Annotated in this window: 26 protein-coding genes, 1 tRNA gene and 1 pseudogene; 20 read left to right on the forward strand and 8 right to left on the reverse strand. The window is 55.6% G+C overall.

Annotated elements, in window-relative coordinates; genetic code table 11:
• The first annotated feature begins 31 nt into the window (after positions 1–31).
• The 10 genes from hisD (at position 32) to JQK88_RS07210 (ending at position 6,422) form a co-directional block, all read left to right on the forward strand.
• Positions 32–1,324: a histidinol dehydrogenase gene (hisD, locus tag JQK88_RS07165; protein WP_203277853.1), complete on the forward strand. Its 1,293-nt coding sequence runs from the start codon at positions 32–34 to the stop codon at positions 1,322–1,324.
• A gap of 6 nt (positions 1,325–1,330) precedes the next feature.
• Positions 1,331–1,816, forward strand: coding sequence for a UPF0262 family protein (locus JQK88_RS07170; protein WP_192252203.1), 486 nt, complete (start codon positions 1,331–1,333; stop codon positions 1,814–1,816).
• Positions 1,817–1,859: 43 nt separating this feature from the next.
• Positions 1,860–2,270: an arsenate-mycothiol transferase ArsC gene (locus tag JQK88_RS07175; protein ID WP_246501579.1), complete on the forward strand. Its 411-nt coding sequence runs from the start codon at positions 1,860–1,862 to the stop codon at positions 2,268–2,270.
• Between the two features lie 183 nt (positions 2,271–2,453).
• A complete protein-coding gene (infA, locus tag JQK88_RS07180) occupies positions 2,454–2,672 on the forward strand; it encodes a translation initiation factor IF-1 (RefSeq protein WP_006200926.1) in 219 nt (72 codons plus the stop codon).
• 19 nt (positions 2,673–2,691) lie between these two features.
• On the forward strand, positions 2,692–3,318 hold the full coding sequence (locus tag JQK88_RS07185; RefSeq protein WP_192252197.1) for a Maf-like protein: 627 nt from the start codon (positions 2,692–2,694) through the stop codon (positions 3,316–3,318).
• Positions 3,315–3,506: a DNA gyrase inhibitor YacG gene (gene yacG, locus JQK88_RS07190; protein WP_142869784.1), complete on the forward strand. Its 192-nt coding sequence runs from the start codon at positions 3,315–3,317 to the stop codon at positions 3,504–3,506. The genes JQK88_RS07185 and yacG overlap by 4 nt, the downstream gene beginning before the upstream one ends.
• A 225-nt stretch (positions 3,507–3,731) precedes the next feature.
• A tRNA-Phe gene (locus JQK88_RS07195) sits at positions 3,732–3,807 on the forward strand.
• Between the two features lie 86 nt (positions 3,808–3,893).
• Complete coding sequence (locus JQK88_RS07200) at positions 3,894–5,594, forward strand: DUF6538 domain-containing protein (protein WP_203277854.1); 1,701 nt, start codon at positions 3,894–3,896, stop codon at positions 5,592–5,594.
• A 155-nt stretch (positions 5,595–5,749) separates the two neighbouring features.
• Entirely contained in the window at positions 5,750–6,052 is a 303-nt protein-coding gene (locus tag JQK88_RS07205) for a hypothetical protein (protein ID WP_203277855.1), read from the forward strand.
• Between the two features lie 97 nt (positions 6,053–6,149).
• Positions 6,150–6,422, forward strand: coding sequence for a hypothetical protein (locus tag JQK88_RS07210; protein ID WP_203277856.1), 273 nt, complete (start codon positions 6,150–6,152; stop codon positions 6,420–6,422).
• A 333-nt stretch (positions 6,423–6,755) separates the two neighbouring features.
• Here the strand turns inward: JQK88_RS07210 and JQK88_RS07215 are convergent, their stop codons facing one another.
• Both JQK88_RS07215 and JQK88_RS07220 read right to left on the reverse strand, forming a co-directional pair.
• Positions 6,756–7,688 (reverse strand): hypothetical protein, encoded by a 933-nt coding sequence (locus JQK88_RS07215; RefSeq protein WP_203277857.1) that lies wholly within the window; start codon positions 7,686–7,688, stop codon positions 6,756–6,758.
• 92 nt (positions 7,689–7,780) lie between these two features.
• Positions 7,781–8,266, reverse strand: a complete 486-nt coding sequence (locus tag JQK88_RS07220; protein WP_203277858.1) for a hypothetical protein — start codon at positions 8,264–8,266, stop codon at positions 7,781–7,783.
• Between the two features lie 192 nt (positions 8,267–8,458).
• Between JQK88_RS07220 and JQK88_RS07225 the strand changes: the two genes are divergently transcribed.
• From JQK88_RS07225 to JQK88_RS07255, 7 genes are all read left to right on the forward strand, one after another.
• Positions 8,459–10,159, forward strand: a complete 1,701-nt coding sequence (locus JQK88_RS07225) for a RecQ family ATP-dependent DNA helicase (RefSeq protein WP_203277859.1) — start codon at positions 8,459–8,461, stop codon at positions 10,157–10,159.
• Entirely contained in the window at positions 10,134–11,363 is a 1,230-nt protein-coding gene (locus JQK88_RS07230; protein ID WP_203277860.1) for an HNH endonuclease, read from the forward strand. Before JQK88_RS07225 ends, JQK88_RS07230 begins: the two co-directional genes overlap by 26 nt.
• Before the next feature lie 204 nt (positions 11,364–11,567).
• On the forward strand, positions 11,568–11,828 hold the full coding sequence (locus tag JQK88_RS07235; RefSeq protein ID WP_127218519.1) for a hypothetical protein: 261 nt from the start codon (positions 11,568–11,570) through the stop codon (positions 11,826–11,828).
• Positions 11,828–12,160: a His-Xaa-Ser system protein HxsD gene (hxsD, locus tag JQK88_RS37375; RefSeq protein WP_203277861.1), complete on the forward strand. Its 333-nt coding sequence runs from the start codon at positions 11,828–11,830 to the stop codon at positions 12,158–12,160. Before JQK88_RS07235 ends, hxsD begins: the two co-directional genes overlap by 1 nt.
• Positions 12,153–13,610, forward strand: coding sequence for a His-Xaa-Ser system radical SAM maturase HxsB (gene hxsB / locus JQK88_RS07245; RefSeq protein ID WP_203277862.1), 1,458 nt, complete (start codon positions 12,153–12,155; stop codon positions 13,608–13,610). The genes hxsD and hxsB overlap by 8 nt, the downstream gene beginning before the upstream one ends.
• 1 nt (position 13,611) lies before the next feature.
• Positions 13,612–14,772 (forward strand): His-Xaa-Ser system radical SAM maturase HxsC, encoded by a 1,161-nt coding sequence (hxsC, locus tag JQK88_RS07250; RefSeq protein ID WP_203277863.1) that lies wholly within the window; start codon positions 13,612–13,614, stop codon positions 14,770–14,772.
• 150 nt (positions 14,773–14,922) lie between these two features.
• Positions 14,923–15,636: a hypothetical protein gene (locus JQK88_RS07255; RefSeq protein WP_203277864.1), complete on the forward strand. Its 714-nt coding sequence runs from the start codon at positions 14,923–14,925 to the stop codon at positions 15,634–15,636.
• A gap of 107 nt (positions 15,637–15,743) precedes the next feature.
• On the opposite strand, the gene JQK88_RS35815 is transcribed toward JQK88_RS07255, so the two are convergent.
• The 4 genes and pseudogenes from JQK88_RS35815 to JQK88_RS07270 all read right to left on the reverse strand — a co-directional run bounded on the left by JQK88_RS35815 (position 15,744) and on the right by JQK88_RS07270 (position 20,613).
• Positions 15,744–16,277 carry a restriction endonuclease gene (locus tag JQK88_RS35815; RefSeq protein ID WP_210388219.1) on the reverse strand — a complete coding sequence of 178 codons (534 nt, stop codon included), beginning with the start codon at positions 16,275–16,277 and terminating at the stop codon, positions 15,744–15,746.
• A 135-nt stretch (positions 16,278–16,412) separates the two neighbouring features.
• Positions 16,413–16,769: pseudogene (locus JQK88_RS37900) on the reverse strand (DUF8426 domain-containing protein); the annotation flags it as partial.
• 38 nt (positions 16,770–16,807) lie between these two features.
• Positions 16,808–18,712 (reverse strand): ATP-dependent helicase, encoded by a 1,905-nt coding sequence (locus JQK88_RS07265; RefSeq protein WP_203277866.1) that lies wholly within the window; start codon positions 18,710–18,712, stop codon positions 16,808–16,810.
• Entirely contained in the window at positions 18,709–20,613 is a 1,905-nt protein-coding gene (locus JQK88_RS07270) for an ATP-dependent nuclease (protein ID WP_203277867.1), read from the reverse strand. Before JQK88_RS07270 ends, JQK88_RS07265 begins: the two co-directional genes overlap by 4 nt.
• 471 nt (positions 20,614–21,084) lie before the next feature.
• Here JQK88_RS07270 and JQK88_RS07275 point away from each other — a divergent pair, with 471 nt between their 5' ends.
• The 3 genes from JQK88_RS07275 to JQK88_RS07285 all read left to right on the forward strand — a co-directional run bounded on the left by JQK88_RS07275 (position 21,085) and on the right by JQK88_RS07285 (position 23,939).
• Positions 21,085–21,945: an FRG domain-containing protein gene (locus JQK88_RS07275; RefSeq protein WP_203277868.1), complete on the forward strand. Its 861-nt coding sequence runs from the start codon at positions 21,085–21,087 to the stop codon at positions 21,943–21,945.
• Position 21,946: 1 nt separating this feature from the next.
• The gene (locus JQK88_RS07280) at positions 21,947–23,113 is read left to right on the forward strand and encodes a DUF262 domain-containing protein (RefSeq protein WP_203277869.1); all 1,167 of its coding nucleotides are present in this window, start codon (positions 21,947–21,949) and stop codon (positions 23,111–23,113) included.
• A 550-nt stretch (positions 23,114–23,663) separates the two neighbouring features.
• Entirely contained in the window at positions 23,664–23,939 is a 276-nt protein-coding gene (locus JQK88_RS07285; protein WP_203277870.1) for a hypothetical protein, read from the forward strand.
• A 285-nt stretch (positions 23,940–24,224) separates the two neighbouring features.
• Here JQK88_RS07285 and JQK88_RS07290 read toward each other — a convergent pair whose 3' ends face one another.
• Both JQK88_RS07290 and JQK88_RS07295 read right to left on the reverse strand, forming a co-directional pair.
• Positions 24,225–25,424, reverse strand: a complete 1,200-nt coding sequence (locus tag JQK88_RS07290; RefSeq protein WP_203277871.1) for a M23 family metallopeptidase — start codon at positions 25,422–25,424, stop codon at positions 24,225–24,227.
• A gap of 736 nt (positions 25,425–26,160) precedes the next feature.
• A complete protein-coding gene (locus tag JQK88_RS07295) occupies positions 26,161–26,409 on the reverse strand; it encodes a hypothetical protein (RefSeq protein ID WP_203277872.1) in 249 nt (82 codons plus the stop codon).
• Positions 26,410–26,431: the final 22 nt, after the last annotated feature.

Consider the following 26,431-nt stretch of genomic DNA (forward strand, 5'->3'; position numbering starts at 1 on the left):
AACAAATCTCATCATGATCTAGACGCAGCCGATGGCCATCACGCTCCGCCAGTCCGACGCCGGTTTCGAACAGCGTTTTGCCGCCTTCCTGACCACCAAGCGGGAAGTGTCGGAAGACGTCGACACCGCCGTGCGCGCCATTATTGCGCGGGTTCGCGCCGAGGGCGATGCGGCGCTGATCGACTATTCCAGGAAATTCGATCGCGCCGAGCTCGACAGGCTCGGTATCGCCGTGTCGAAGGAAGATATCGCTCGGGCCTACAAGGAAGCCGACCCGCAGACAGTCGAGGCGCTGAAGTTTGCCCGCGACCGCATCCGATCCCATCACGAACGCCAAATGCCCAGGGACGACCGCTACACCGATGCCGCCGGCGTCGAATTGGGCTCGCGCTGGACGGCGATCGAGGCGGTCGGGCTCTATGTGCCGGGCGGTACGGCGAGCTATCCGAGCTCGGTGCTGATGAACGCCGTGCCGGCCAAGGTGGCCGGCGTCGAGCGCATCGTCATCGTGGTGCCGGCGCCGGGCGGCGTCATCAACCCGCTGGTGCTGGTGGCGGCCGACATTTCAGGCGTCTCGGAAATCTACCGCGTCGGTGGCGCGCAGGCGATCGCAGCGCTTGCCCATGGTACCGAAACAATAAAGCCGGTCGCCAAGATCGTTGGACCCGGCAATGCCTATGTCGCCGCGGCCAAGCGCCAGGTGTTCGGCACGGTTGGCATCGACATGATCGCCGGCCCGTCGGAAGTGCTGGTGGTGGCCGACGGCAGCAACGATCCCGACTGGATTGCCGCCGACCTTCTGGCCCAAGCCGAGCACGACGTGTCGGCGCAATCGATCCTGATCACCAACGATCCCGCGTTTGGCAAAGCCGTCGAACAGGCGGTTGAGCGCCAGCTGCAAAGTTTGCCGCGCGCAGAGACGGCGGCCGCCAGCTGGCGCGATTTCGGCGCGGTGATCCTGGTGGACACGATCGAGGCCTCGCTGCCGCTGGTCGACCGCATCGCCGCCGAACATGTCGAGTTGGCCATCGACGACGCCGAGGGTTTTCTCGCCAGGATGCGCAATGCAGGTGCGGTGTTTCTAGGCCGTCATACGCCCGAAGTCATCGGCGACTATGTCGGCGGCTCCAACCACGTGCTGCCGACGGCGCGTTCGGCGCGTTTCTCGTCGGGCCTGTCGGTGCTCGATTTCGTCAAGCGCACCTCGATCCTGAAGCTCGGGCCGGAGCAACTGAGAGCACTTGCGCCGGCGGCCATCGCGCTGGCCAAGGCGGAAGGCCTCGACGCGCATGGCCGCTCCGTCGCCATCCGGCTGAACATGTAGGCCACCATGTCGGACTACGATCGAACCCGCGCCAAGCTGATCGATGTCGAACTCGACGAATCGATCGGCCGTTCGACGCCCGACGTCGAACATGAGCGCGCGGTGGCGATCTTCGACCTGATCGAGGAAAACAGCTTTCAGCCGGTCAATGATGACGGCGCTGGTCCCTACCGGCTGAAGCTGTCGCTGGCCGAATCCCGGCTGGTGTTTGCGGTCGCCCGCGAAGACGGCGCTGCCGTCGTCACCCACATCCTGTCGCTGACCCCGCTCAGACGCATCGTCAAAGACTATTACCTGATCTGCGAAAGCTATTACGACGCCATCCGCTCCTCGACGCCGAGCCATATCGAGGCGATCGACATGGGCCGGCGCGGCCTGCACAATGAAGGCTCGCAGACGCTGATGGACCGGCTGGCCGGCAAGATCGACATCGACTTCGACACAGCGCGGCGGCTGTTCACGCTGGTATGCGTGCTGCATTGGCGAGGCTGAACTGCCTGCCGCTCTGCCCCGTTCGATCCTGTTTTTGTGCGGCATGAATGCCGTGCGCTCGCCGATGGCCGAGCAGCTGGCGCGGCGCATGCTGCCGCCGGCCACTTTCGTTGCCTCTGCCGGCGTACACAGGGGCGAGCGCGACCCGTTCGTCGATGCGGTGCTGGCCGAAGAAGGGCTGACGCTGGGCGAGCGCCAGCCGAAAGCAATGGACGATCTCGAGGACGACTATTTCGACCTGATCGTTACGCTGGCGCCGGAAGCGCACCACGCCGCGCTCGAACTCACCCGCTCGCTTGCCGTCGACGTTGAGTACTGGCCGATGCCGGACCCGACCGGTGTCGGCGGCAGGCGCGAGCAGATCATGGCCAGCTACCGCGACGTGAGAGAACGGCTGAAAGCGCGGATTAGCCGACGTTTTTTGCTTCCAGAAGCAAAAAACGCCGCGGATTAATGGATGTCGCTCAAAAGTGGTCCCGGTTTTGAGACAACGACATGCACAATAAAAGCTTAGATCGCGTCGCATATGACGCGATCTAAGCGTGTTCACAAGCGGACGATTATCATATAGGTTCCGCCGAAATTCCGGCCTGGGCACTCCAGGACGCCGGAACTGCAATCCAAGCAAAGGTATCGAATGCCGAAGGAAGAAGTCCTCGAGTTTCCGGGTGTCGTGACGGAATTGTTGCCGAATGCGATGTTCAGGGTGAAGCTCGAAAACGAACACGAGATCATCGCCCATACGGCCGGCCGCATGCGCAAGAACCGCATCCGCGTGCTGACCGGTGACAAGGTCCTGGTCGAGATGACGCCCTATGACCTGACCAAGGGCCGCATCACCTATCGTTTCAAATAAGAATTAGATCCGGACCGCGATGAGCAGTTTGCAGAAGCTGGTGCTTGCCTCGGGTTCACCGCGCCGGATCGAGTTGTTGCAGCAGGCCGGCATCGAGCCGGACCGCGTGCTGCCGGCCGATGTCGACGAGACGCCGCTGCGCGCCGAGCATCCGCGCTCGCTGGCCAAGCGGCTGTCGACGGAAAAAGCCGAGAAGGCGCTGGCATCGCTGAAAAGTGAGGAAGACTATGCGCCAGGCTTCGTGCTGGCCGCCGATACGGTGGTCGCCGTCGGGCGCCGCATCCTGCCCAAGGCCGAGACGCTGGATGACGCCGCCAATTGCCTTGGGCTGCTTTCGGGCCGTTCGCACAGGGTCTATTCCGGCATCTGCCTGATCACGCCGGGAGGCAAGCTGCGCCAAAGGCTGGTTGAATCCAGGGTTCGCTTCAAGCGGCTGCCGCGCGAGGAGATCGATGCCTATGTCGCGTCGGGCGAATGGCGCGGCAAGGCGGGCGGCTATGCCGTGCAGGGTCTCGCCGGCTCATTCGTCGTCAAGCTGGTCGGCTCCTACACCAACATCGTCGGCCTGCCGCTCTACGAGACGGTGGCGCTGCTTTCCGGTGAAGGCTTCAAGGTCCACACCAACTGGCACACCGCGCGGCCATGAGCCTGGACGACAAGGTCACGCCGCTGCGCCCGAAGCGCCCCTGCCCCGAATGCGGCAAGCCATCGGCGCGCGAGACCTATCCCTTCTGCTCGACGCGCTGCAAGGACATCGACCTCAACCGCTGGCTGAAGGGCGCCTATGTCATCACCGCGCGGGATGATGAGGACGAGAGCGACGAGCCGAAGTAGGGTTTGCGCGGCGCCGGCCGCGACAATTTCACTTGGCCGACCTTGCGCGATTGCTGCTTTGCCGACGCCTATCGAGCCTCGTCACCTATCCGCGACAATTGCCCCGGAAAATCGGCGCTTAGGCGCTGGACAGGCCGGATTCCCGTGCTATAACCCACGCGCTTTCAAGGGGCGCCCACGGTGCTTTCCTGAAATCCGGTCAACGATATCTTGTTTGCCGGCGAGGCCCAGATAGCTCAGTTGGTAGAGCAGCGGACTGAAAATCCGCGTGTCGGTGGTTCGAATCCGCCTCTGGGCACCATCACCTTCTCAAGGTGTTGACGCAGCTGAAAAACTAGCGAAATTATATGCTTAGGCCTGCCCGACTGCTACACACGGGTGTTACACATGGTCCTTGCTATGAGCCGTCCTGTCAAACATCGGAAGACCGGCGTGTACTGGTTTCGAAAGCGCCTACCGGCGGACATAGCCGCGCTGACGGGTCGCAAGGAAGTCAACAAGACCCTTGGAACGAAAGAGCCTGAAGAGGCCAAGCGAAGATATGCAGAGGTGCTGGCGGAATTCGAAGCTGATTGCTCCCGAATTCGGCTTGGTGTCGGTCATGGCGAGCCCACTCAGAAAGCCGTGTCACCCGCACGTCCCATTACCGACCGGGAGGCGCACTCCCTCGCCCAGACGGTTCACGATGAATGGCTTGCAAAGTTCTACGACAACCCCAGCGAACAGCTGCACTGGCACCCCGACTTCTACGACGGCATGTGGACCGAGTACCCGTTGCCTTCGACTGACCCGATTCCTGGAGTGGAAGGGATCTCCGACCCGATTCCAGGAACAATGCCGATCGAGAATATCTTTTGGAAGTCGATGAGGGCCGAATGCATCAGCAGGGCTAAAGACATCCTGCGTGAGAATGGCTTTGCGAACGACCCATGGAGCGTCACGAAGATGGCGCGGGCGGTGGGCGCAGCTTTTCAACGAGCCAGCTTGACCCTGCAAAAGCTCGAACGCGGGGAGTACGAATTCGGCCTAGAGCCACTCGAGCGCATCGATCGTTCGGCAAGTCGACCGGCGGACACTCGATCACTCCAAGCGACGACGGCACAGACGAAATCTGATCCAGCCACGCTAATGGGGTTGGTTGAAGGGTGGTGGCAAGAAAACAAGGCGGCTGGTCGGAAGCCGAGCACCTATGAGAGCTATCGCAATGCATTTGCCTATCTTGCTAATTTCCTCCGCCACGAGGATGCGGCGAAGGTGACAGCTAAGGACGTGATTGGGTTCAAAAATCACCGCCTGAGCACACCCTCGCCTAAGACCGGAAAAATGGTTTCGGCCAAGACGGTTAAAGACAGCAATCTGTCGGCTCTGAAAGTTGTCTTTGAATGGGGAGTCGCAAACGGACTTGTCACCCACAACCCGGCGGCAGGTGTTACCTTGAAGGTAGGAAAGACGCCGCGGCTTCGATCGAAGAGCCTTTCGGACGAGGAGGCCACGGCCATTCTATCCGGCGCTATGGCACATCAGCGAGGACAGGAAACTCCGAAGACCTTTGCTGCCAAGCGCTGGATTCCGTGGCTGTGCGCGTTCACTGGAGCCCGGGTGGGCGAACTGGCCCAGTTGCGAAAACAGGATGTATTCACACGCGACAGTCTTTGGATAATTCGCATCACTCCCGAGGCTGGGACGGTGAAGACGAACGAGGCTCGGGATGTACCTCTCCATGAGCAGCTCATCGACCTCGGTTTCCATGAATTTGTCGAGGAATCTGGCAGCGGTCACCTGTTCCTGAATGTCGATCCCTCCGAAGACAGTCGAGGCGCACGGCGCGGTCTTAAGAACCGTCTTGCCGAATTCGGTCGAAGTTTCGTGTCGGATCCAAATGTCGCTCCGAATCACGGTTGGCGACACCGCTTCAAGACGGTCGGGATGGAAGTAGGTATTCCGCCACGCATCCTTGACGCAATTCAGGGGCAGGCACCCCGGACGGTGGCCGAAACCTACGGCGAGGTCACTCTAAAGACGATGGCAGGGGAGATTGGAAAGTTGCCCTTCTATCACTTGCGGTCTCTGGAACAGAATTCCGCCTAGCGGCCAGAGCGGTCGAACGCGCCACGTAGGTTGTTGCACAGTGCGCCCCGCCAACGCCTACCAAAGCTCGCCTCCCTCGTTTGCGACCCCCTCGACTTTGGCGGTCAATTAGCTGCTAAAGGAGGAGCCGTATTTTCGGGGAGGCAGGGCATCAAATGGGTAACCGCGATCTATCAACATCGCGCCAGTTAGCTGGCGCGGTTCGGAAACAGGCACTCAGCACGACAACTCGGCGCTGGACCACGGCCGGAACGATGGTTGCCATGCTCGTCGCGGTGATTTTTGTGCCAGCAATGGGGTTGGCGCTTATGGGAACGGCGTTTGCAGTCTGGTGGTTTGCCGTCGCAATTATGATGATCTTCGGCGGCTTGGTTGGCGGCGTGATCGGCTTGAACAAAACGAATAAGAATCTTCATAAGAGAAAGTCGGGGAAAACGTTCGTCGATGGCAGAGATTAATGCCACCTAAAAATTCGCCCAAGCTTAAGGCTACGACGGTAAACCGAGGCAGACAAATGGTGCGATGTAATTATCCAGCGAACCTCGGGGAGTTCCAATGATGGTTTTTTTGGCAATGTTGACAATGGTTTTTCTGGCCATATTGGCTCTTTGGCCTTTATGGCTGTTCATGGTTTTTATTCTCCTGCTTGTGCTTGCGTTTCGCCGCCCGCGCCCGCAAGTCGTTTACGCAGTTCAGCCGGGACAGGATCTTGCGCAACAGGCGAAGCAGATTCAGCAAGCACAGACTGCTCACATTAGCGCGTTGCAAGCGGAGTGGGACGCATTGCCGTGGCACAAGAAATTGGCCAGCAATGGCAGGCCACGTTAACCTGCGATCTTGAGGACACAATTTGCCACGAAGGGTGCCAGCGGCTACCTCCTTTTTGAATGTCGTACCCGGTTAGCGGAGCTTTACGCGGTCTAAAAAACCGGCTCGCAGAGTTCGCGCGAACCTTTGTCACCGACCCGAGCGTGGCACCCAATCACGGCTGGAGGCATCGCTTCAAAACAGTCGGGATGGAAGCTGGTACTCCGCCGAGAGTCCTTGATTCCATTCAGGGACAGGCGCCTCGAACCGTCACCGAAACCTACGGGGAGGTTACGCTTAAAACCATGCTCAGTGAGATCGCAAAGTTGCCGTATTATTCACCCGAGAGTCGTGTCAGTTGCCTGTGCCGAGGATGTCTGAAACCGCGTCCTCATTTGACGTCTTCGCATCTAGCCGTTCTGCTATTCGTTTCTGAATGTCACTGATCATACCCTGAAATTCAGGAAGCATCGCTTCGACGGCTTGCTGTTCCGCCGCTAGGTCAACGAACAGCCGCGATGCGGTGAGATGCGCCGTGACTTGATCGCTGAGATAGCCGTCTTTGTAGAGCTCATACATCGTAGTGGCCGACCAGCGCTTGACGTCTGTGTTGTCAACGCCGATCAGGCACCGCTTCGAGTCCTCAATGGCATAAAGGCGTCGTCTCAGTTCATCGCTTCCGTCGCACTCAAGGCTAACTATGAGCTGCTGCTCTGCTGGCGCGTACTCCTCATGCAGGGAAGGGATCCATTCATAATCCGTCTCATACCCATGGGCGATATTGGTGATTTCCCTGTAGAGGGTGGTGTCAAAGGGTTTCTCAGTGTCATCGGCTCCGGTGCAGACCATTTCCGTCGTTTTGAACAGGAAACTGGTTTCTTCCCTGCGCTCCTGACAGCGATCATACTGAATTGCGATCCGGAAGATTTCGCCCTTGTACGAGTACGCCGTGGCTGTTGCCTCTCGGCCGATCACACATGTCGTTAGCTCGACGTTTTTAGAAACGAAACGACGGTGCTCGTCACGATCTAATGATATGTCCCCTAAGCTGAACGCTTTGCTATAGCTGGTGACCGGCTCGAGTAGGTTGGCCTGCACCTTGGTTTCTGCATCAACGATCTCAACTGGAACCGAGAAGCCAGTGTCCGAGCAGCTGACACTCGATCCGAGCGCGAGCTGGAGGTCTATTGGAGACTTATGTAGCTGGGCTGGCCAGTCAAGTGCCTGCGCGGTAGGCGCATACGAAATCAAGGCGAGCGCAGCCGCAACGAACCTGATAGCGATCATGAGAATTCCAGAATGTTTCAATGTTGCAGGCTATTACCGCCTGTACCAGCATCGTCAATTGCCAAGCGTTGCGCCAAGCTGGGCCAGCGCGGTCACTGGCCGCAGAACGAGTGTGGTTCGATCTTATACGTCGTCTCAAAAGCCATCGTTAGGTTCCCCGATCCGACGTCGTAGAAGCGCCGGACGCAGGTGTCGTATTTATCGTTGCTGGTGTCCATCCATTCGGCTTGCAGGAGAGTGCTATCGATGCCGTAGTGGAGCTGAAGCTGGTAGTTGTCCTCGCCGCCTAGTGGAAAATCGACCACTCTTCCATCACGGCCGTCGATCAGAAACGCGAAGATGCACGACGTGCCACAGCCGATTTCGATTAGGGAGAAGTGGCCGCCGTAGTTCGAGCCGGACTTCATGCCCTTCCGAATCCTCGTTTTGAATTGAGCGACAGAGCCTGCGAACTTCGGCAGGACCGGCTTTCCCTTGAGATACATTTTCGTTGGATAGTCGCCGAATTTGGGTTCTGCCACTGCCGGTGAGACGGCGAGTAAAATGGCTGCTAACAACGCCGAAATCAGTTTCATCATGCTGCCCAACTCCCCTTGACGACACGGCAATGCCTCCGGCCGCCAAACGAGTCAATCGTTTCCTACACGCGGTTTTAACGGAGGTCCCTCATTATTCCGCCTACATCTTAGAAGCTTTCGAGGGGACTGCCCTGCCAGCCGCAAACTACAATGCGACAGTCTGACCTGAACGTGCCATCCAGTAGCTGGTCCATGATCAGACAGCAGGTGTTGCAACGCGACGGCTATTGCTGTGTGTCTTGTGGCATCAGGCTCAAGTCGGTGGATGCGGACGTACACCATTTGCTCCCCCGCTCGATGGGGGGAACCGACGAAATGTCGAACTTAGTGACCCTCTGTGACGGCTGCCACGCGCGCCATCACCCAAACTTGGCTGGTGGTCTGGCAAGAAGGGCGATTGAGAGATGGGCCGTGAGGCTCGCGAGATGGCTGGACCGCGAAGGAGTGGTCACCGAAGCGGCGGGCAACTTCGGACCCGCTCTGCGACTGTTTGGGCTGGAACGATTTCGTCACGGTCAGTTACCCATCATCATGGCGGCACTATCGGGCAAGTCTGTGCTGGTGGTCAGCCCCACAGGTTCCGGCAAAACCTTGTGTTTTCAGCTTCCCGCGGTGCTGAGGCGCGGCGTTGCCCTCGTTGTATCTCCCCTAAAGGCGCTGATGGCAGAGCAAGTGTCTGACCTTCTCGCGAAGAAGATACCGGCAACGTTCATCAACAGTGATCTCAGCCGTGTAGAGAAGGAAACACGCTTTTCTCTCCTCTCGCAGAGGGCCATTAAGCTCCTCTACGTAGCGCCGGAGCGGTTTTTTGTTCGTAGCGACGCCGAGCGCAACCAGCTTAAGCGGAGCGAACCGTCCTTTTTGATTATAGACGAGGCCCATTGCGTTGACCGCTGGGGTGAGGACTTTCGCCCCGAATACGGGCGTTTGCGCGAGGTTCGGGAAAAGCTCGGTGCTCCCCCAGTCTTGGCTTTCACAGCTACCGCGGGAAAGGAAATGCAGGACCGGATTCTCGCCTCGCTTGGCATCCCGGACGCGAAGGTGTTCGTCCGCGATGTGGATAGGCCAAACATCGCGATGTTGCGATGGCATTGTCGATCTGAACAGCGGGCGCAGGAAATAGCATCCATGCTGGCGCTGCCCCAGTTGAAGGGGCAGAAGGCGATGATTTTCGTCCCTACGGTAAAAGTGGGTGACGAACTGCGGACTGCTTTGTCGGCGATGGGGTTGGACATCCCATTCTATCATTCCAAGCTGGGAACTGCATGGGAGAGGCAGGAACTCGTGAAGCGCTTCTTGGGGCAGAGCCGCCCAGTGGTCGATCAGATTGTTTGCACCAACGCCTTTGGCATGGGCCTCGACGTTCCTAACGTGCGGCTGGTGGTGCACTGGCAACAATCAGCATCTGTTGAAGACCTGTTGCAGGAGTTTGGCCGCGCTGGAAGAGATGGGAAGCCGTCGGTCTCGGTCATGTTCCACGACGGTAAGGGCCGAGGTGATACGGGACGCCTCAAATTCATGGCCGAGATGACCGTTTCGAATGCACCGGGGGATGAACACCAAAGAGCGGTCATGCTGGAGCAGCGGACCCGGAACATCGATCAAGTGGCCGGGATGCTCCGCTCGACTTCTTGTTTTCGTAAGTCGATCCGCAACTATTTCGGCGATAGCGAGAAACGGCACAACCTGAGCCTTGCAGAGCGGATCCTTGAATGGGTTTTTGGAACACGTGCGCCGAGAACCCACCACACCGCTTGCTGCGATAGCTGCGACGCTGAATTGATTAAGAAACACGGTGCAGCCGCGTATCTTGCATGGGTCCTTGGAGGTGAAATTCCGCGAACAGGTCGAGGACAAGGGGGAAGAGATGGCAACCACAGAATGGACAACTGACGAGCTTGCAGCTGCCGTAGAAGCCTATCTTCAGATGCAGGAACTCGAACGTCGCGGTGAAAAATACAACAAAGCGGCCGTTCAGCGCATGTTGGTATCAGGGCCAATCGCGTCCAGAACGAGCACAGAGCATCGTATGCAGAACATCTCGCATGTGCTCAACCTGATGGGCCTTCCTTGGATAGAGGGATATAAGCCCTTGCCAAACGTCGGTTCGCGCACCATCGAAGCTCTGCAAAAAGTAATTGAGACCTACACGGCTGCTGATGCGGCCCCGTTGCCGTTGCGCCCGCCCTTGCCCACCGAGACATTACGCAAACTTCCGCCCACCGGCTATTGGATGTTCGTTTGCAACCGAACAGTGTGGCATGGCGAAGCATGGCTTCGAGACGCTGGAACGACCGTGCTCTACAAAGTTTCCGATCATAACCACAAGGAAATGCAGGCAGGCGACCTCGGCGTCCTGCGCATCAACGCTCGGAGGGGAAAAAGAGCAGCCGCATCACATCCAGCTGCGGTTTATGCAATAGTCGAGGTTCTGGGCTCTCCTCGTCTTCAGCCGGACGATAGCGAGGCATATTACGCGAATAGGGCGGACGCCCGGGCAGTCGTATGGCGCGCTCCTTTGAAGCTGCTCGCCAATCTCGTCGAAGACCCAATCGCCGTTGGTGGGCTGCCTAACAACGCGGACTTCCGGCATTTTAGATTGCCGATGCCGAGCGCTACCATCCCGATATCTCGACGGGCATTCTCAGAGGTGTATCGCCGGGCCGGTTTGACCCGCCTCGACCTCACGGACGAGCAGAAAGCCGCGACCTCCACGGGCATTAAGATGCTCGAACTCGAGGCGTCGAAGTCCGATCCGGTGCGCAAGTCTCGCATCAGCAAATACATTGAACGCGGCCCAATTGGTCAGAAAGTGAAGGAAATTCGAGGCTGTCGCTGCCAGATTTGCGAAGCCCTCGGGTTTGACCCGATTGCGTTCCTTCGCAAAGACGGAACTCCCTTTGCGGAAGCTCACCATGTCCAACCGGTCTCGCTACTGATGGCTGGCACATTGGCCGCTAACAATATCATGGTTCTGTGCCCCAACCATCATCGACAAGCTCATCTAGGGGTTTTCGAGGCCTTGGACGATGGGGGGCACCAATGGCGTATTAGGATTGATGGCCGCATTCTAACGCTGACTAAAACAGCTCTGTGAATGGGAAGAAGCCTCAAACGGAGACTCTCGCCGTCGAGTGCAATCGTTCACCACTTTCAATTGTGAGCTACGGAATAAATCTCCATCGACAGTGCGCAATATTTAAGTGGATCATTAGCACTTGCTTAATAGCAGTTGTATCACAACACTTGCTCTGACGGGCTCCGTTTGATATTGAGTCGGATGCAAACGGGGGTTTGGATAATGTCGAAGCGCAATTTCCTGTCACCAATGGCCTTGTCGGCCACGATGATTCTCGGCGGCCAAGTTCAGGCTGCGGTCCTTGTCGAATCGGCAAATCAGCCTTCGGCCAAGCTCGCTGAAGCTGGCACTGTTCCGGCGGACCTCGGCTACGGTGAGGTGCTCGATCGCTCAAATGGTACAGACGTCATCATGGCGTACCACACCAGCCATTCAAGCCACGCTAGTCACGGCTCTCACTGCTCTGGCTACAGCTATTGTTGATGTCGGACACCTCTCGCGATAGCGAGCTCGTCCAGACTGCCCAAGTCAAGTTTGATCTGTCAGTCTTCAGCCTCGACTGTGTGAAGCGCGCAGCGTATCGGGTAACCGGAAACGCTGCGGTTGAGATCACGATCGAGGGCGGCTTCGCAGTATGCACGATCAACTTCAGTAAGGCGGCCGTGCAAGCTTCGGCCGACGCAGCGATAGAGAGGCTGCGACTAGAGGTCTTGGATCAGGACCTGCGTAGCAGCATCGCCGCCGAAACCGCCACGGTTAGAAACGCGATACTGGCGCTGGCGTTTTCCAGATCGGGCCTACAGTCCGATGACTAAGTTTGCTCCGGCAACTGAGTTCCAACGACCGTTGGACGACACATACCAGCTCGCGTACTTCCGTTTTTCCCAGTTGGACGACGAGCGGTATGTGCTGACCAACCAAGCGGGCGAATATCTGGTATTGCCGCGCGCCGTGCTGGCTTCGTTTGTTAAGCACGAGCTTCCCAGCACACACCCCGTTTACTCCCGCCTGCGCAGCAGGCAGTTCCTCTTTGATGCATCCTCCAATATCGGCAAGGAGCTGCTGGCGCTTAAGGTTCGGACCAAGGCAAAGAGGCTTGAGAACTTCACCTCGCTCCACATAATGGTCGTATCGCTGCGTTGCGAGCACTCCTGCCCCTACTGTCAGGTATCTCGCCAAAGCGAAGATCGTTCAGCGTTCGACATGTCAGAGGAGACTGCCGAGCAGGCGTTGGCGCTCATTTTCCAGTCTCCAAGTCCGGCCATCAAGATCGAGTTCCAAGGCGGCGAGCCGCTTCTGAATTTCCCGTTGATCCAACACGTCGTGCATCGGGCTGAAGCGATCAACAAGGTCGCCGGGCGGTCGCTGCAATTCGTTATCACGACGAATCTCGCTGTCGTTACGGACGAGATCTTGGAGTTTTGCCGCGAGCACAGCGTCCTAATTTCTACGTCGCTTGATGGTCCGGCCACTCTTCACAATGCCAATCGACCGCGCCCGGGAAAGAACAGCTATGAATTGGCTGTGGCAGGTATCCACAAGGCCAGACTGGCTCTTGGCCATGAACGCGTCAGCGCACTTATGACGACCACGAAGGCCAGCCTTTCACTTGTGCGCGAGATCATTGACGAATACGTCCGGCTGGATTTCCCCGGAATATTTCTTCGGCCACTTTCTCCATACGGTTTTGCGGTCAAGACGAAATCATACGCGGCCTACGACGTGGATCGCTGGCTCGACTTCTACTTCGAAGGGTTAAACTACATCCTGGAACTGAACCGGAATGGTGTTCCCTTCAAGGAGTTTTACGCAGCCACTATCCTCACAAAGATGCTCACGCCTTTCGAGCCGGGATATGTGGACCTGATGAGCCCGGCAGGCATCGGTATCTCCGCCGTTGTCTATAACTATGACGCCAGCGTCTACGCATCCGACGAAGCGCGCATGTTGGCTGAGATGGGCGACAAGACATTTCTGCTCGGGAACGTCCACGAAAACACGTACGCGGAGATTTTCGGGTCTGACGCTCTCCTCGATCCTATTGAGCAGTCCTTTGCCGGGTCCGCTCCGATGTGCGCCGAATGCGCCTACGAGCCTTTTTGTGGGTCTGATCCCGTATTCCACACTGCAACGCAGGGCGACTTTGTAGGCCTCAAAACGCGATCCGGATTCTGCAATCGCAACATGTCGATCTTCAAGAGGCTGATCGACCTTATGGATAGGGACGTTACCGCCCGAGAACTCTTCCTAAGTTGGGCGAATTAGGATGTTGCGACTGAGTGGCTTCGCTGCGTCAGCAAGCGTCGGTGATTTCTCACAGCGAGTGGCACTTAGGCTCGTGACGGGCCAAGCTGATCAAGCGCCTAACCCGGAGCATGATGCGTATCTTTTCAAAGGGCAGGCGTTTCATTCCGAATGCCAGTGGGTTGTCACCTTTGAGGAGCATCGGCCGGAGGCTGAGCGACTGTTTTCAGACCGACGACTAGTCGTGCTGCCCCAAGAGTTCGACTACCTCAGCGAGGGAGACGTTATCCGCTTTGTGCCGGATCGGAAGGCAGTGCGTGTCCTGTTCAGAAAGGATGCCAACGCGAACTATTTCCTCGTAACGGAGCGGTGCAACCACCTGTGCTTGATGTGCTCCCAGCCACCCAAAGACGTTGACGATCGCTGGTTGGCGCGGGAGATTTTGGATGTGCTGCCCCTGCTGCCCGCAACGACCCCGTTTCTCGGAATCACTGGCGGTGAGCCAACGCTGGTGGGTGAGGATTTCTTTGACATTCTGGCCTCGGCTCGCGACCACCTTCCTAACACGCCAATTCATATTCTTTCCAACGGCCGAACGTTCAAGGACAAGGCCTTTGCGGAGAGGTATCAAGCGATTGGACACCGCCGCCTTTCGGTCGGCATACCGATCTATTCCGCTGATCCGGAAGTGCACGATTACGTGGTTCAGTCCAAAGGCGCTTTTGACGAAACGATCCGCGGGATCATGAATTTGAAGTCAGTTGGTGCCGAGGTCGAGATACGAGTCGTCGTTCATAAGCAGACGTATGAGGGTCTCGCTGACTTGTCGGATTTCATTTTCAGGAACCTAACCTTCGTCGATCACGTGACGTTCATGGGCCTCGAGATCACTGGGTACACGAGAGCAAACATGGATAAGCTCTGGATGGACCCGTACGACTATCGCGCCGAGCTGCGCGCGGCAGTGCAATATTTGGCGGCTGCTCGTATCAACGTTTCGGTCTACAACCACCAGCTGTGCCTTCTTGACGGCTCCATCCACAGGTTTGCAAAGCGGTCGATCAGCGACTGGAAAAATGAGTACGTGGGCGAGTGTGCAACTTGCTCCCGGAAGAGCGAATGTGGGGGCTTTTTTTCGTCGAGCAATCTCGCGCGCAGCTCTCATATATCTGCTTTCCATTAAGTAACGTTGGAAATTATCACGGCGGAACGCCCGGGATGGCTTCTTGGTGCAGTATCCGGATCGAATCGAGCGAGGGGCGTGCTTGCGCACAGACTCATGTCGTCAAAGCCCTTCGGCAGCCTTTTCATTCAAGCGGGGTGACGTGCCACCATGCCTATAGCTCCAGACCAACTTGTTACTTGGGCAACGGCTCTGGCAGGTGTCGGGGTTGCTGTTGTTGGTGGAATAACGGGTTATCTGTCCGCCGGATGGCGTTTCCGCGAGGTTCAGCTCTCGTATGAGCAGAAAACCCGGGACAGCTATCTGGACAACGCTAGGAAAGTGGCGGCGGACGTCTATGTGCCACTCGCAGTCGCAGTATCTGCGCTTTCCAGAGCCTACTTAGAATTCAAAGTGCATGTTGACGCCGATAGCAATGCCACGCCTATCGGTGCAATCAACCGGTTCAAAGGAGCATGTCGAGGCTTTGAGAAGACCCTAACAGGCCTAACAGACCGAGGTGCCACGGCCTATCTCACGTTGTCTCTTGAGGAAAAATTGGCGTCGTTCTCCTCGTTTTTGAGCGAGTCGCTCTCAGCTCAATCAACAATCAAACGGCTAGTTTTGCAGCCAAAATTCTATGGTATCGCAGATACCGTCGTCTACCGTGGGGAAGACAGTTGGCTGGTCCGATGGTCGCCGGTCGTTGTCGCGATTACCCAAATGATTCCGATTGCCGGGGTTAAGCTGCGCGCGATCAGCGAAACGCTTGGTGCCCCGATTACTTCAGCCGAGTTCGAGAAACGCTTTCGAGAAGATACGCTTACGATCAGCGCTTTGATCAAGGAAGTCACGTTGGGCTCTCGGTCGTCGCCGACGATCTGAACCATGCGGAAGCTGGTAGGCTTACACCCGCCAAAGGAGTTGGAGTAGCGACGCTAAAGTCATCGGGTAGCCATGAATACGGATGGGAAGGCCTGAGAGGATCTGTTTCAGGCTTCTGGAACAAGGACCCAGATGCGCCGGAGCGGCAAGTCGGCTCTAATCTCCTCGGGCAACCGGTCATAAACCGAGCAGAGCGCTTCAATCAGTTCCTGTCGCCCCCAAAACCTGACACGAAAATACAGATCGTTGGTGCGTTGGCGAACGGAGCTTTTGAATCCTGACCAGCTAACGAGAAGGCCATATTCGGCATGAGTGTCCTGAATTGTCCCAAGCAGACTCTGAAGGGCTGGTTGATCAACAACTATGTCTCCAGATTTAACTTGGACCACAAGCCGCGGGCTCTCAAGTCCAAGCGCACCTTGGCCCGCCACGATATCTACACCTTTGTCGGCACCCGGTGGCGAGACCCTTGTCTGGTAACCTTGAGCGCGAAGGATTGCGGCCACCAGCTCTGTGAAGGCATGTCCGACAAAGTTCGCTGAAATATGCCTTTCAATTTGGTCCTGCGCAGGGACGACAAAATCCACTTGAGCGTCAGAGATCGAGTCAGCTGTGTTCTGCTCTGGGCCGGAAGTGGTCAACGGCTTTCCATTTGGCCCCGGATCCTGGCCAGACTGAAGCAAAGCCTTGAAGCGAGCAGCGGCGTCGTTCCGTTGCACCTCGCAAACTGTCTGAGACGCCCCAAGGCTGTACAATAGGTCTTGCTTCACCGAGTCCCTAGGGAGGTCTGTGCGCAACCATTTTACCCGCCTAGCGGGTCGCCCTTCTGCATCGACAAAAAAACCTCCAGCCACTTGCCCAATCGCTATCTGTCCCGTCGTTTTCAACGGGATGACCGCGAGGTCTCCATCAGAAATGGAATTTGCAAGCTGATTGAGTTGTACCGCCCAGTTTTGAAGCGTTCCTGCCTTTGCGTCAGGATACGTTTTCTGTAGGACCGCTGAGATTGAGTCTTTTACTGGGGGGCTTGGAAAGTCCGGGATGATCCAGCCAGTAGCCAGTTCCCCCGTGGCAAGCGCCGCAGTTTCCTGCTCACCAAAGCGCCCCAACCGAATCAACCATGAACGTGGCATCCGCAATGGCCCTCCCTTCCAGTCTCACGTGTTACGCCTTAAGCGAACACATCCATCTCGGATAGAAAACGTGATTTATCTTTGGGTCTACCAAAATAGGTCTTTGCGTATGAAAAGGTCAGCGTCAGTCTGCATCGAGTAATCGCGACGAAGCAATTTCTCCGCTCCTCTTCCATTTGAGGACTCTTGTCCCCCTGTCGTTTGCTTTGAATGGATGGAAGGACGTCCTCGGCCATCCCGAGGAGATAAACATGGTCGAATTCATTGCCTTTCGATGCGTGAATCGTCAGCAATGGGACCGTATTTTCATCTAGCGGCGGCTCCTTCGAACGGAAATCTAGTTCCTCAATAAATGTGTCTAGAGATGCGTCTCGTCCGATTGCTAAAACAATCTCTCGATAAACTTGGGACCACGCGCGGCGATCCTCGTCAAAAGACGAGAATGTTTGCTGAAGTTCTTCATACTTGGCCTTGAATTCGGTTGTGACAAATCGCAAAAATTTGTGCAAATCTGTTCTCTCGCCGAGGTCTGTCTTCAAACTGCGGATAAGGTCCGAAAAGTGAAGTTCATCGCCATTAAATTCCTCTGTGCCCTTTATCCACGCCTTCAGAAGGTCGCCGTTACCCGCGTTGGCGTCGGATATCAAAACTGAGTCAATAAGCTTCAGCCTCATCAATGCATTGGACGCATCAACAAAGCTTTTGAACGTGCCGACATCCGATCGACGTGCAGCTAGAGCTAGGGTCACATGTAACCATTGATATGGCAGGCTGGCGAAATTGTCGCGGCGCTGAGCAATCTTGGACTTAATGCCGACTTGCGTTAGCTCCTTCTCTACGAGAGCTAAAGTGGCCTTAGTTCGAGCCAGAACGCCCACACGATGGAGTTGGCCTCGATGGTTCTCCTTGATATCGTTTGCAACCCCGGTCGCCTCATCCTGATCGGTATCAAATCTCAGAACACGAACTGAGCTTCGCCTCTCGAAATTCCCCTTGGCTGCAGCTAACGGGTCCTTCCCGGGGGTACGGAACTGGTTGTGAGACACAAGTTTATTGGCCATCGCGATAACGTCGCTGGGGCACCTAAAGTTCGTCGGCATCTGGAGAGTGGTAGCCTCATAATCTTGAGCGGTCTGATGCAAGCGCTGCGGTGACGCTCCGTTCCATTGATAAATAATTTGATCATCATCTGCTACAATAAAAACATTCCTGTGCGAATTCCCAGTTAAGGCACGAAGAATAGAATATTGGGCATAGTTGGTATCTTGGAATTCATCTACGCTAATGTACTTATATGTCTTTCTATATCGCTCTGCAATAGTGGGAAAATCGGCAAGAAGCTGATAGGCTTTTAGGAGCAAACCATGAAAATCGAGAGCATTCTCGCTATCTAGATAATTTAGATAAGCAGAGTAAGCGGCAGCGTATCGCTCGCCGCGATGCTGGTCCTTGAAAAAGCGGAGGCAATTTTCCGGCGATGCCAATCGGTCTCTCAGGCCATCAATGACAGACAGTGCGGCAGGAAGTGTGTCGGCGAGCTGGAGGTCCGCCTCCTTAAGCGCCTCAGCGAGCAACAGTTCCCGGTCCGCGGGTGCCGAGTAGATCTTGAAGTCTGTTTTTACACCGACGTGTGATCCGCTTTGTCGCAAGAGTTCTGCTGCAAAGGAGTGAAACGTGCCGATGTAGACTCGTGCCGACAAATTCGGAGCTAACTGCTCCAGGCGTGACCTCATTTCATCGGCCGCTCGTCGTGTGAAGGTGAGGGCGAGCTGCCGCCACTTTCCGTCGGGGTCCATCAAAAGGAGTCGTGCCATACGGGTAGTCAGCACGTGGGTTTTGCCGGATCCCGGCCCTGCCAACAAAAGCAGAGCACCGTTATCCCATTCCACGGCGGCCCGCTGCACGGGCGTGAGATTGTCAGTTAGCAGGTCTATGTCGCTCACTTGATGACGCCAAGCGATTGAAAGGGTTTCTTGAACAAGTCTGGGATGTCTTCGGGCTTTGCACCTCGACGTATATGGCCGCTTGTGCGCGCAGCGACAACCTCTTTGCGATCGGTTCCGATGAAGTCGAGGATGTCAGCATCCTCATCCTTCACAGATTTGTCTATGTCGTGAACTGCGGCAAGCAAAAACTGCCGAAGGCCGCCCCCAAGAAGCGCTGCTTCCAGTGCCAATCCGGTAGGGAGCTGCGTGACTCGTTGGGCAATATCTTCATCGGAAAAATGGTGGTTCCTCAATTGTGATATGTGATCATTTCCTCCGCCGTCGCCGTCGCAGATCATTGCCCAAGGGTATTTGAACGATCGTGCAAGTGCCGCAAAGGCTCCCGGAGAACCGTTATTTTGATAGTCGATTAGCGCTATTCCATGCGCATCGGCAGGAGTTCCTAGCCGGTCTGCAATAGCCGCCAAAATCGAGAACTCCGACTGCCCCTCACAAAGGAGCCACTTCGACGCAAAGAATATCTCTCCGCGGATCCGCTTTGCCCAACCCTCGAGCTTGGACAGTTCCGCGTCTTCAATAATTTCGAAGCTTGCAGCCTGCAATTGCCTCAGAGAAGCGTGATGCTGGTTTCGATCTGCGCCCAGATAGCACCTGAGCAGATCGCGATACCTCTCCTCAGGAATGGCACCCATGCATTGAACGGACCTCGAGGGTTTATCCCACCGCAGAATGGCGGGTGCCTTTGCCAACGCAGCGTGAAGATCGGCGTTTTCAGGAACTGCAGCGGCGCAAAAGCGCGGTATGGTCACAGCGCCTGCACCTTCTTCACTCCTGCGGACTAAGATAATGTCTTTGAAGGGTACGTTTTGCACGAAATAGGGCGAGTGGGTGGTGATTATCTTTTGTCCGGGAAGGGCCGAGACAGCCTCCCAAAGGGATCGACATGCCTGCGGATGTAAGTGTGCCTCCGGCTCCTCGAGTGTCAGGATTGGTTCGCTTTCTTCCTGTAGGCTGGTTGACAGCGCGTTCTCAACAAAAGCTCGAAAAAGAAAGATACTGGCCAAACTTTGTACGCCATGCCCATGACGACCAATCGGCAGCCATGGATCGTTGGCTTTTCCTTGCACAACCAACTCAGCTTTGCTGAGAATTTCCCACAAGTTGGCCGAGACAGCCCTAACATCCACGTCACCCGCCGCCCCGTTGGCTACCACTGCGCTAATCGCCTTAAGTGTACTCTTGATTGCGGTTAGCTTAGGGTCGGCGGCAAGGAGTTCGCTGTTCAGTTCAGAGAATGCCTTCTCCAGCTGAGCTGTTTTTTCGGGAGCGATCTCAACACTTCTCAGCAATGGCCCCCAGAAGCGCGATCGGCCACTGAATTCAACATTGGCGTCGCGCATTGCAGCCATCGAGAAGCAGGGGACATAGTCGAAGAAGCGCGAGAGATTCTGACTCCGAGCTCCCGCGCCCGCGTAAGGTTCGTTCTGCTCGTTCAGAAATTGCCAGACCGGATCGACAGATTTTGTAACGTCTTGGTAGCGACAGGTTACTTGCATACAGATTGAATGCGTGTTGGCGGCCGGATCGCTCCGGATAATATCGCTCAAATCATCGACGAGAGGCTGGGGCCACTCTTGAGCGCTCCTTTCACTAAACCACAACCTGATCTGTATCTCGGGCCTCGGACCGGCTGGATCATGACTGAAGGGAAAATCATATTCGCTAAAACCTGTCTGTCCAGATCTTCCCCACCGACGTCCCAACGCTAGTTTGATGGCGTCAAGAATAGCGCTTTTTCCAGCGTTGTTTTCACCGATGAGTACCGAAGTTGGGCTTAAATCGACTTCGAGGGAGCCAATACAGCGAAAATTCTTGATACTAATGCGACCAATGTGCAACGCGGCTGCCCCAACTCTGTAAGCATGTAGCGTAGATATTTCACGTTGAGTAATCGTGGACAAGCCATTTGATGGCATCACGGGTGATCACACTTCGCGCATAGAGGACATTCAAGCACTTTGCCCCTTGCAACAAACGGCCGCAGAACACTTATGCCTCGCCCATCTCATCGGGGTCGTGGGTTTGGCGGCTTCCAGCAAACGTAGTGGGCCCCATCAACGACAGGCAAAGATGTGCCTGATCGTTAGCGGCGAAAGGGCAGGCTGCGCGACCTGAAAGATGAATTGACCTAGGCGGATCGCACATTCCCGGATCGTCATGGGGCATCGCGTAAATGCGATGCCCCGAAGCTCCATGGCTTGCACTTCCTTGTAGAAATTAAACGCCCGGCCCTTGATCTAGAGAAGTTTTTCGGAGCACAAGTGCATCCCGTTGGAAGGGCCGTGAATGTGCCCCGGGGGGAAATATGCATGATTGTTGGTGAGAGTGGGCAGGTCCAATCTGACGCACCGCATAGCGAAGATTTACCCCCTTTATCGAAGGGGGCGGTAGAAACCGTCACGATTGCCACAATGACTGAGTATGCGACTTTCATTGCAAACTTGGCGACCGAGGGAGCCAAGCATTGGTTTCGAGGAGTTCGAGATTCAAAATACGACCTGAGACCGAGCCTTTATAGGCACGAGACTATAACAGCCCCTGCCGAATTGCTTGAACTGGAGTGGCTTTTATTATCCGACTTTCGGCACCAAGCTCCGCCTTTTATCCGGAAACTTCCTGACGACAACATCGAGCTGCTTTTCTTGATGCAGCACTATCGCGTTCCAACTCGGCTTTTGGACTGGAGCGAAAACCCATTTATTGCATTATTCTTCGCACTGGAGAATGCCAAACAGGAGGACGGTGGTAAGGAAAAGGAGGCGGCGGTGTGGGTTCTGGACCCAGCCAAACTGAACGCCACCGTTCACAAAAATCGCGATTCCGCAGATAGAATTTTCGGAGCCTATACGGGAGACCTTGAGGGTTATAGACCAAGCGGAGAGGGGAAGGCGTTGAGCCAAAAGTTGCCCTGCGCGGTGTACGGAATCCACAATAGTCCGAGGATTGTGGCTCAGCGAGGTTCCTTCGTTATGTATGGTAAGGAGACAGCGCCCATCGAGGATCAGGAAACCCTCGTTTCTGTGCCCCGGCTGCTGCGCAAGCTCACGGTTCCAGCGAAAGCCAAACGAATGATGTTCGAGCACCTGTTCAACATGGGCATTTCCGATTCTGTAGTGTATCCCGATTTGGACGGGCTTGGACGGGAAATTAGAAATCGACGGGGCTTTTGAGATGACATTTCGCGTTACCCCAATGCAGGTCCAAACACTCGTATCATGGTGGGACGAGCAACCCGACATCGACTTTGACCCCGTCTACCAGCGGAAGGGCCATCTTTGGTCGAAACCTCAGAAACAGGATTTGGTAGATACCGTACTTAATGGATTCGACATTCCGAAGTTATACTTGGCCGATTTCACCATTCTCGACAGCGCTCTCAACGAGAAGAAAAAGAAATATGCTGTTATTGACGGCAAGCAGCGTCTTATAGCGCTTTTCGGCTTTTTTGCGGGTGATTTCACGCTCGCCAAGAGGTTCACGTTCTATGAGGACCCAACCTTGTCGCTTGGCGGGTTGTCATATGAAGATCTCACGTCCAACTATCCAAAGATTGCGCGCAGATACAACAACTATGCTCTTGCTATGATGAGCGTCGTTACGGACGACGAGGCAAAAATAAGTGAACTGTTCCTGAGGCTCAACACTAGTAAGCCGCTGTCAGGGGCCGAAATTCGAAATGCCATGTTGGGAGACGTTCCGCGACTGATCCGTCAGATCGTGGAGCACCCCTTCTGGTCGAAGATTGGATTCAGCACCTTACGAGGCCAGGATAAAAATGCGGCTGCTAAACTTCTTTTGCTGGAACATGCGGGTTCGGCCGTCGATACGAAAAAGAAGCAGCTAGATGAGCTTGTGACGAAAGCGAACGCTCTGAGCGCCTCAGAAGTTTCTATTTCGGATGGCGATAGCAATAATCTTGATGAGTATGCCTTCGATGACGATACCGACACGGAGGGCGTTGTGGGCGATCTGATCGAAGCGTCTGCAGAAACTGAGAATACCAACGTAGAACGGTCGGCCATGCGAGTGCTTGACACTCTAAGCCGTCTTGCGCCGCTTTTCGTCACCAAGGATGATGTGCTGCGACAGGCGGCACAAATCCCGGTGGTCTACTGGCTCGGCCGTGAGCTAAATCCGGCCCAGCGTCAGCAATTCCGTCCATTTCTCGTAAACTTCAACAATCAGCGTGAGAAGAATAGAAAGCTGCCGCTAGGAGACCCTAGTCGAGATCCAGAATTGTTGGATTATGAAATACTCACGCGAACCAGCAATGACCAAGCCAGTATCGAGGGGCGTTATAAGATAATGCGAAGGAGACTCTTTGAATTTCTAAAGTAGGCATATGGCCTGATCAATGGAATCTCAACTAGTCACCTTTCCAGAATTGACGGATTTCGGCCTACAGCTGCATCATCAGTCGTGCGCTAGAAGTTGCATCTAAAGATTGCTAAGATGGCACGTCGAATATGGACGTAATTGTCTTCTTTGACCATTCTCCGTCGGCCAGACATCCAGCGTACTTCCCTCTGATTTCAGCCCTGTAGCGGCCTCCGGCTACCAAACTTGCCGCGTATTCGCTGTCGTTGGGCGAAAAGGTTGCCTCTTCAACCGGAGCGGTGAAGCCTTCCCTGAAAATTGCGAAGCTAAGGCCGGTCATTGCTGATTGTGTTGTCCATTTGAATGTAACTAGACGCTCTTTCTCCGGCGATGTTGGGTCAGGGTCTTCTGGAACATTGTAGTCGCCGATTGTATAAGTGAGATTCCTCGGCGGGGTCAGGGGGGCAACTATGCGCACGTGCCGCGGACCACTCGCGCGGACGCCCGGGCGTTCTGGGAGCGATGCGGCGATTGTCCCCGTGCCTTCGCATACTGCCTTAAAACGGACCCCGTGATCGTCGCCCTGCATTCTCTGCAGGCAATTTCCGCCTATCTGGGCCACAGGCACTATCACAGAAGCAGTCTCTTCGCTTGCCTGCGGTCTCAAGGAAAATCTAACGGAAAACGCATCGCCAACATGGACGCATTCGGGAACCGAGCCTGCTATGATCCGGGCGCGATCGCCCGTGACGACACGCGAAACCAGCTTCGTATTTTCGGTCCACAAAAACGGAAAACGACGGAAAGCAACCTCATGAATGAACTCTATGGCGTCGCCGGGCTTTAACTTTTGAGAGCCTCTAAGCGCAAACGAAGCGAAAGTAGCGCCGTTGACAGCTTTGCGAGCTGGGATGAGAATTTGGGTTCCCCCCCCGAGCCTTGTCGAGTAGGAGACGCTGTCCTTTAATAGACGAGCCTGACGAGGCTCGGTGACGACATGGGCGCTTTTCTGATAGCCCGCCGAGAGATCGCTAACAGCTGGCGCCTGTAGCAGCGGGCCAGCGCAACCCCCTAGCAGAACACCCGCTCCGACCGCGACTAAGACACTTCCCAAATGTCTCATCGTTCACTCCTACGGACAGGGGTCGTGCGAGTTGGCGTCTGACCTCAGATTGAAGTCACCCCCGGGTGGCGAGTGGAGAGCAAAATGTAAATGAACCTCGGACCTCGCTGCCACCGTTCCCAAAAGAGCGCCAGCATTAACGGCCCCATTGCGCAACGCCTCGCCGGGATCGATATGCCAGTACGTGCGAGTATCGTTTCCGGTTCTAATGACTACACCAGTTTCTCCGTTTGCCCCGTTTCGTCTTATATATACGACCTCTCCTGCTACAGCAGCGAATACCTGCGTACCGACAGGAACAGCAATGTCCATGCCACCGTGAAAGTCGCTTTGCCCATTGAGACCGCGCCAACCCCAGTCTGACGACACAGTGCCTGTAGCCGTTGACAGCACCGCACAATGATTGTCCCAATTGTGCGGCGTAAAGGGCGGCGGGACAACCGGGGGCGGGTTCGCCACGTTGCCATCATCTTGCCATACGGTTCGAGTGGTCCACTCGCCATACTTCGTATAGGCCTGATTCGTACAGCAGGCATCGGAATCAATACAACTGTATACGTCTCGAAACGGTTGTGACAGCGTTCTTCCATTATTGCTCCATTGGCTAGCACCAGCTTCAGTGCGCACCAACTTGCATATTTCTCTACCTAGAGTTGCAATTTTTGAGAAGCTCGCCACCTGAAGATTGACTTGGTTCTTCTCACGCTGCTCAAGGACGTAAGCAAGACTTCTTAGAGTGTCGATGATTGCGCCGGTGTCCTCTGCCGCCACCGTCATCACGTTCACCAAATGAGTCTTGTCCCTCAGATACTCGATTGCTTTCTGCTCGGCCGCGAGCACTGTTTCCTCAAGAGGTACAGCGTCGTGACGGAACTCAAGGGTATCAACCCGATCCGTGTAAAAATCGACGAATTGAGCAGCTAACGATTCTACCGGGTCCAAGAATATCGATCTACGGCGGTCGTCCTGCCGAAACTCGAAGTATGCATTGTTGAAAGTATACTCTCGGCGACCATCAGAGACGATAGGTTGCCGCGGACCCGGATCGTCATCACCACAGTCCCTCTCAATCTTCACCCCATCGGCACGTTGAATTTCTTCTTTGACTATTGCGAACGTTCTTCGATGAACCGCATTGGCACCCAAAGGCCTTAGGCTCCGTATTCCTCTGGCGATGCGATCGAGTGCTTCCCTTCCCTCGCTGTCCATGCTGACCCCCGCAACATTTTGAAAACAGTTTCAAGTTAACTTGTCGATGCATACTCTTAATTGCTTTCGCTAGCAAGTAATTGATCAACTGGTGAAGCGGTGAGTTTCCATCGTTACGACGACTAGCTATAACGCGCATCGATCACATCAATCTAATTTCCACTTAGATACCAGTGATCTAACGCACTTAGCTAACATTGCGCATTGCGTCTGGAAATGAGCACTCCCAGGTTCAACTCGAGGGCTTTCTGCCGTATTTATGACCCGCGAATGCGTTTACTACTGATCTAGGGCAGCGGTCAGGGAGGCCAGATAGGCTCCGCAATGCTCCTTGACTTTCGGGCGAGCTATATATGCGGCTAACTGCGCATCACATTGGGGTATACCCCCGAGTGACGTAACCCAGCCCGCACTGAACTGTGTAACATCCGGGTCGGCACCGACCATCTGTGACACGAAAGCGTAGAGTCTAAACCTCGAAGTGACGTTTCTGCGCTTCGACTCCGACTGTGCGTCGGCTTAAGCCGATGGCGGCTTGCTCCTCGAAGCAGGGATATATGCCGACCATCGGGGCGCGAATCTAGTCGTGGACCCCTGCGGTCGGCTTTCGCCCTGATCGAACGCGACAAGTTGCCCGGGAGTAGGCATTCGGGAGGCCGTGGATTGCTGCTACGCTTGTTTCAGCATTGCACTGCGCAGGACGTGAGGATGGCTCTCACCAGTCGGCAGCCCGACGTCATCTCTCGGGAAAGCAGGGAAGCGAGCGTTTCAATTGCAAGTCGGCCGTCTTGCCCTCCTTGATCGCCTGAATCCTAGGCTCAAGGTGTTTGTGTGCCAACGTATGCAGCGATGCAGACACCGCGAACGAGAGTTTCTTCTTTTCGGCCTCTTTGATGAACGCATTCAAGGTGCCGTCTTCCTTCATGATGTCCAAAGCGGTTACCACGTCCTGCACGCTAAAGGGTTTCCTGACACGAGGGGCCATCGGTGATTCCTTTCTGATGTTG

Source organism: Mesorhizobium caraganae, from assembly GCF_016836705.1.
In the GTDB taxonomy this organism is placed as follows: domain Bacteria; phylum Pseudomonadota; class Alphaproteobacteria; order Rhizobiales; family Rhizobiaceae; genus Mesorhizobium; species Mesorhizobium caraganae.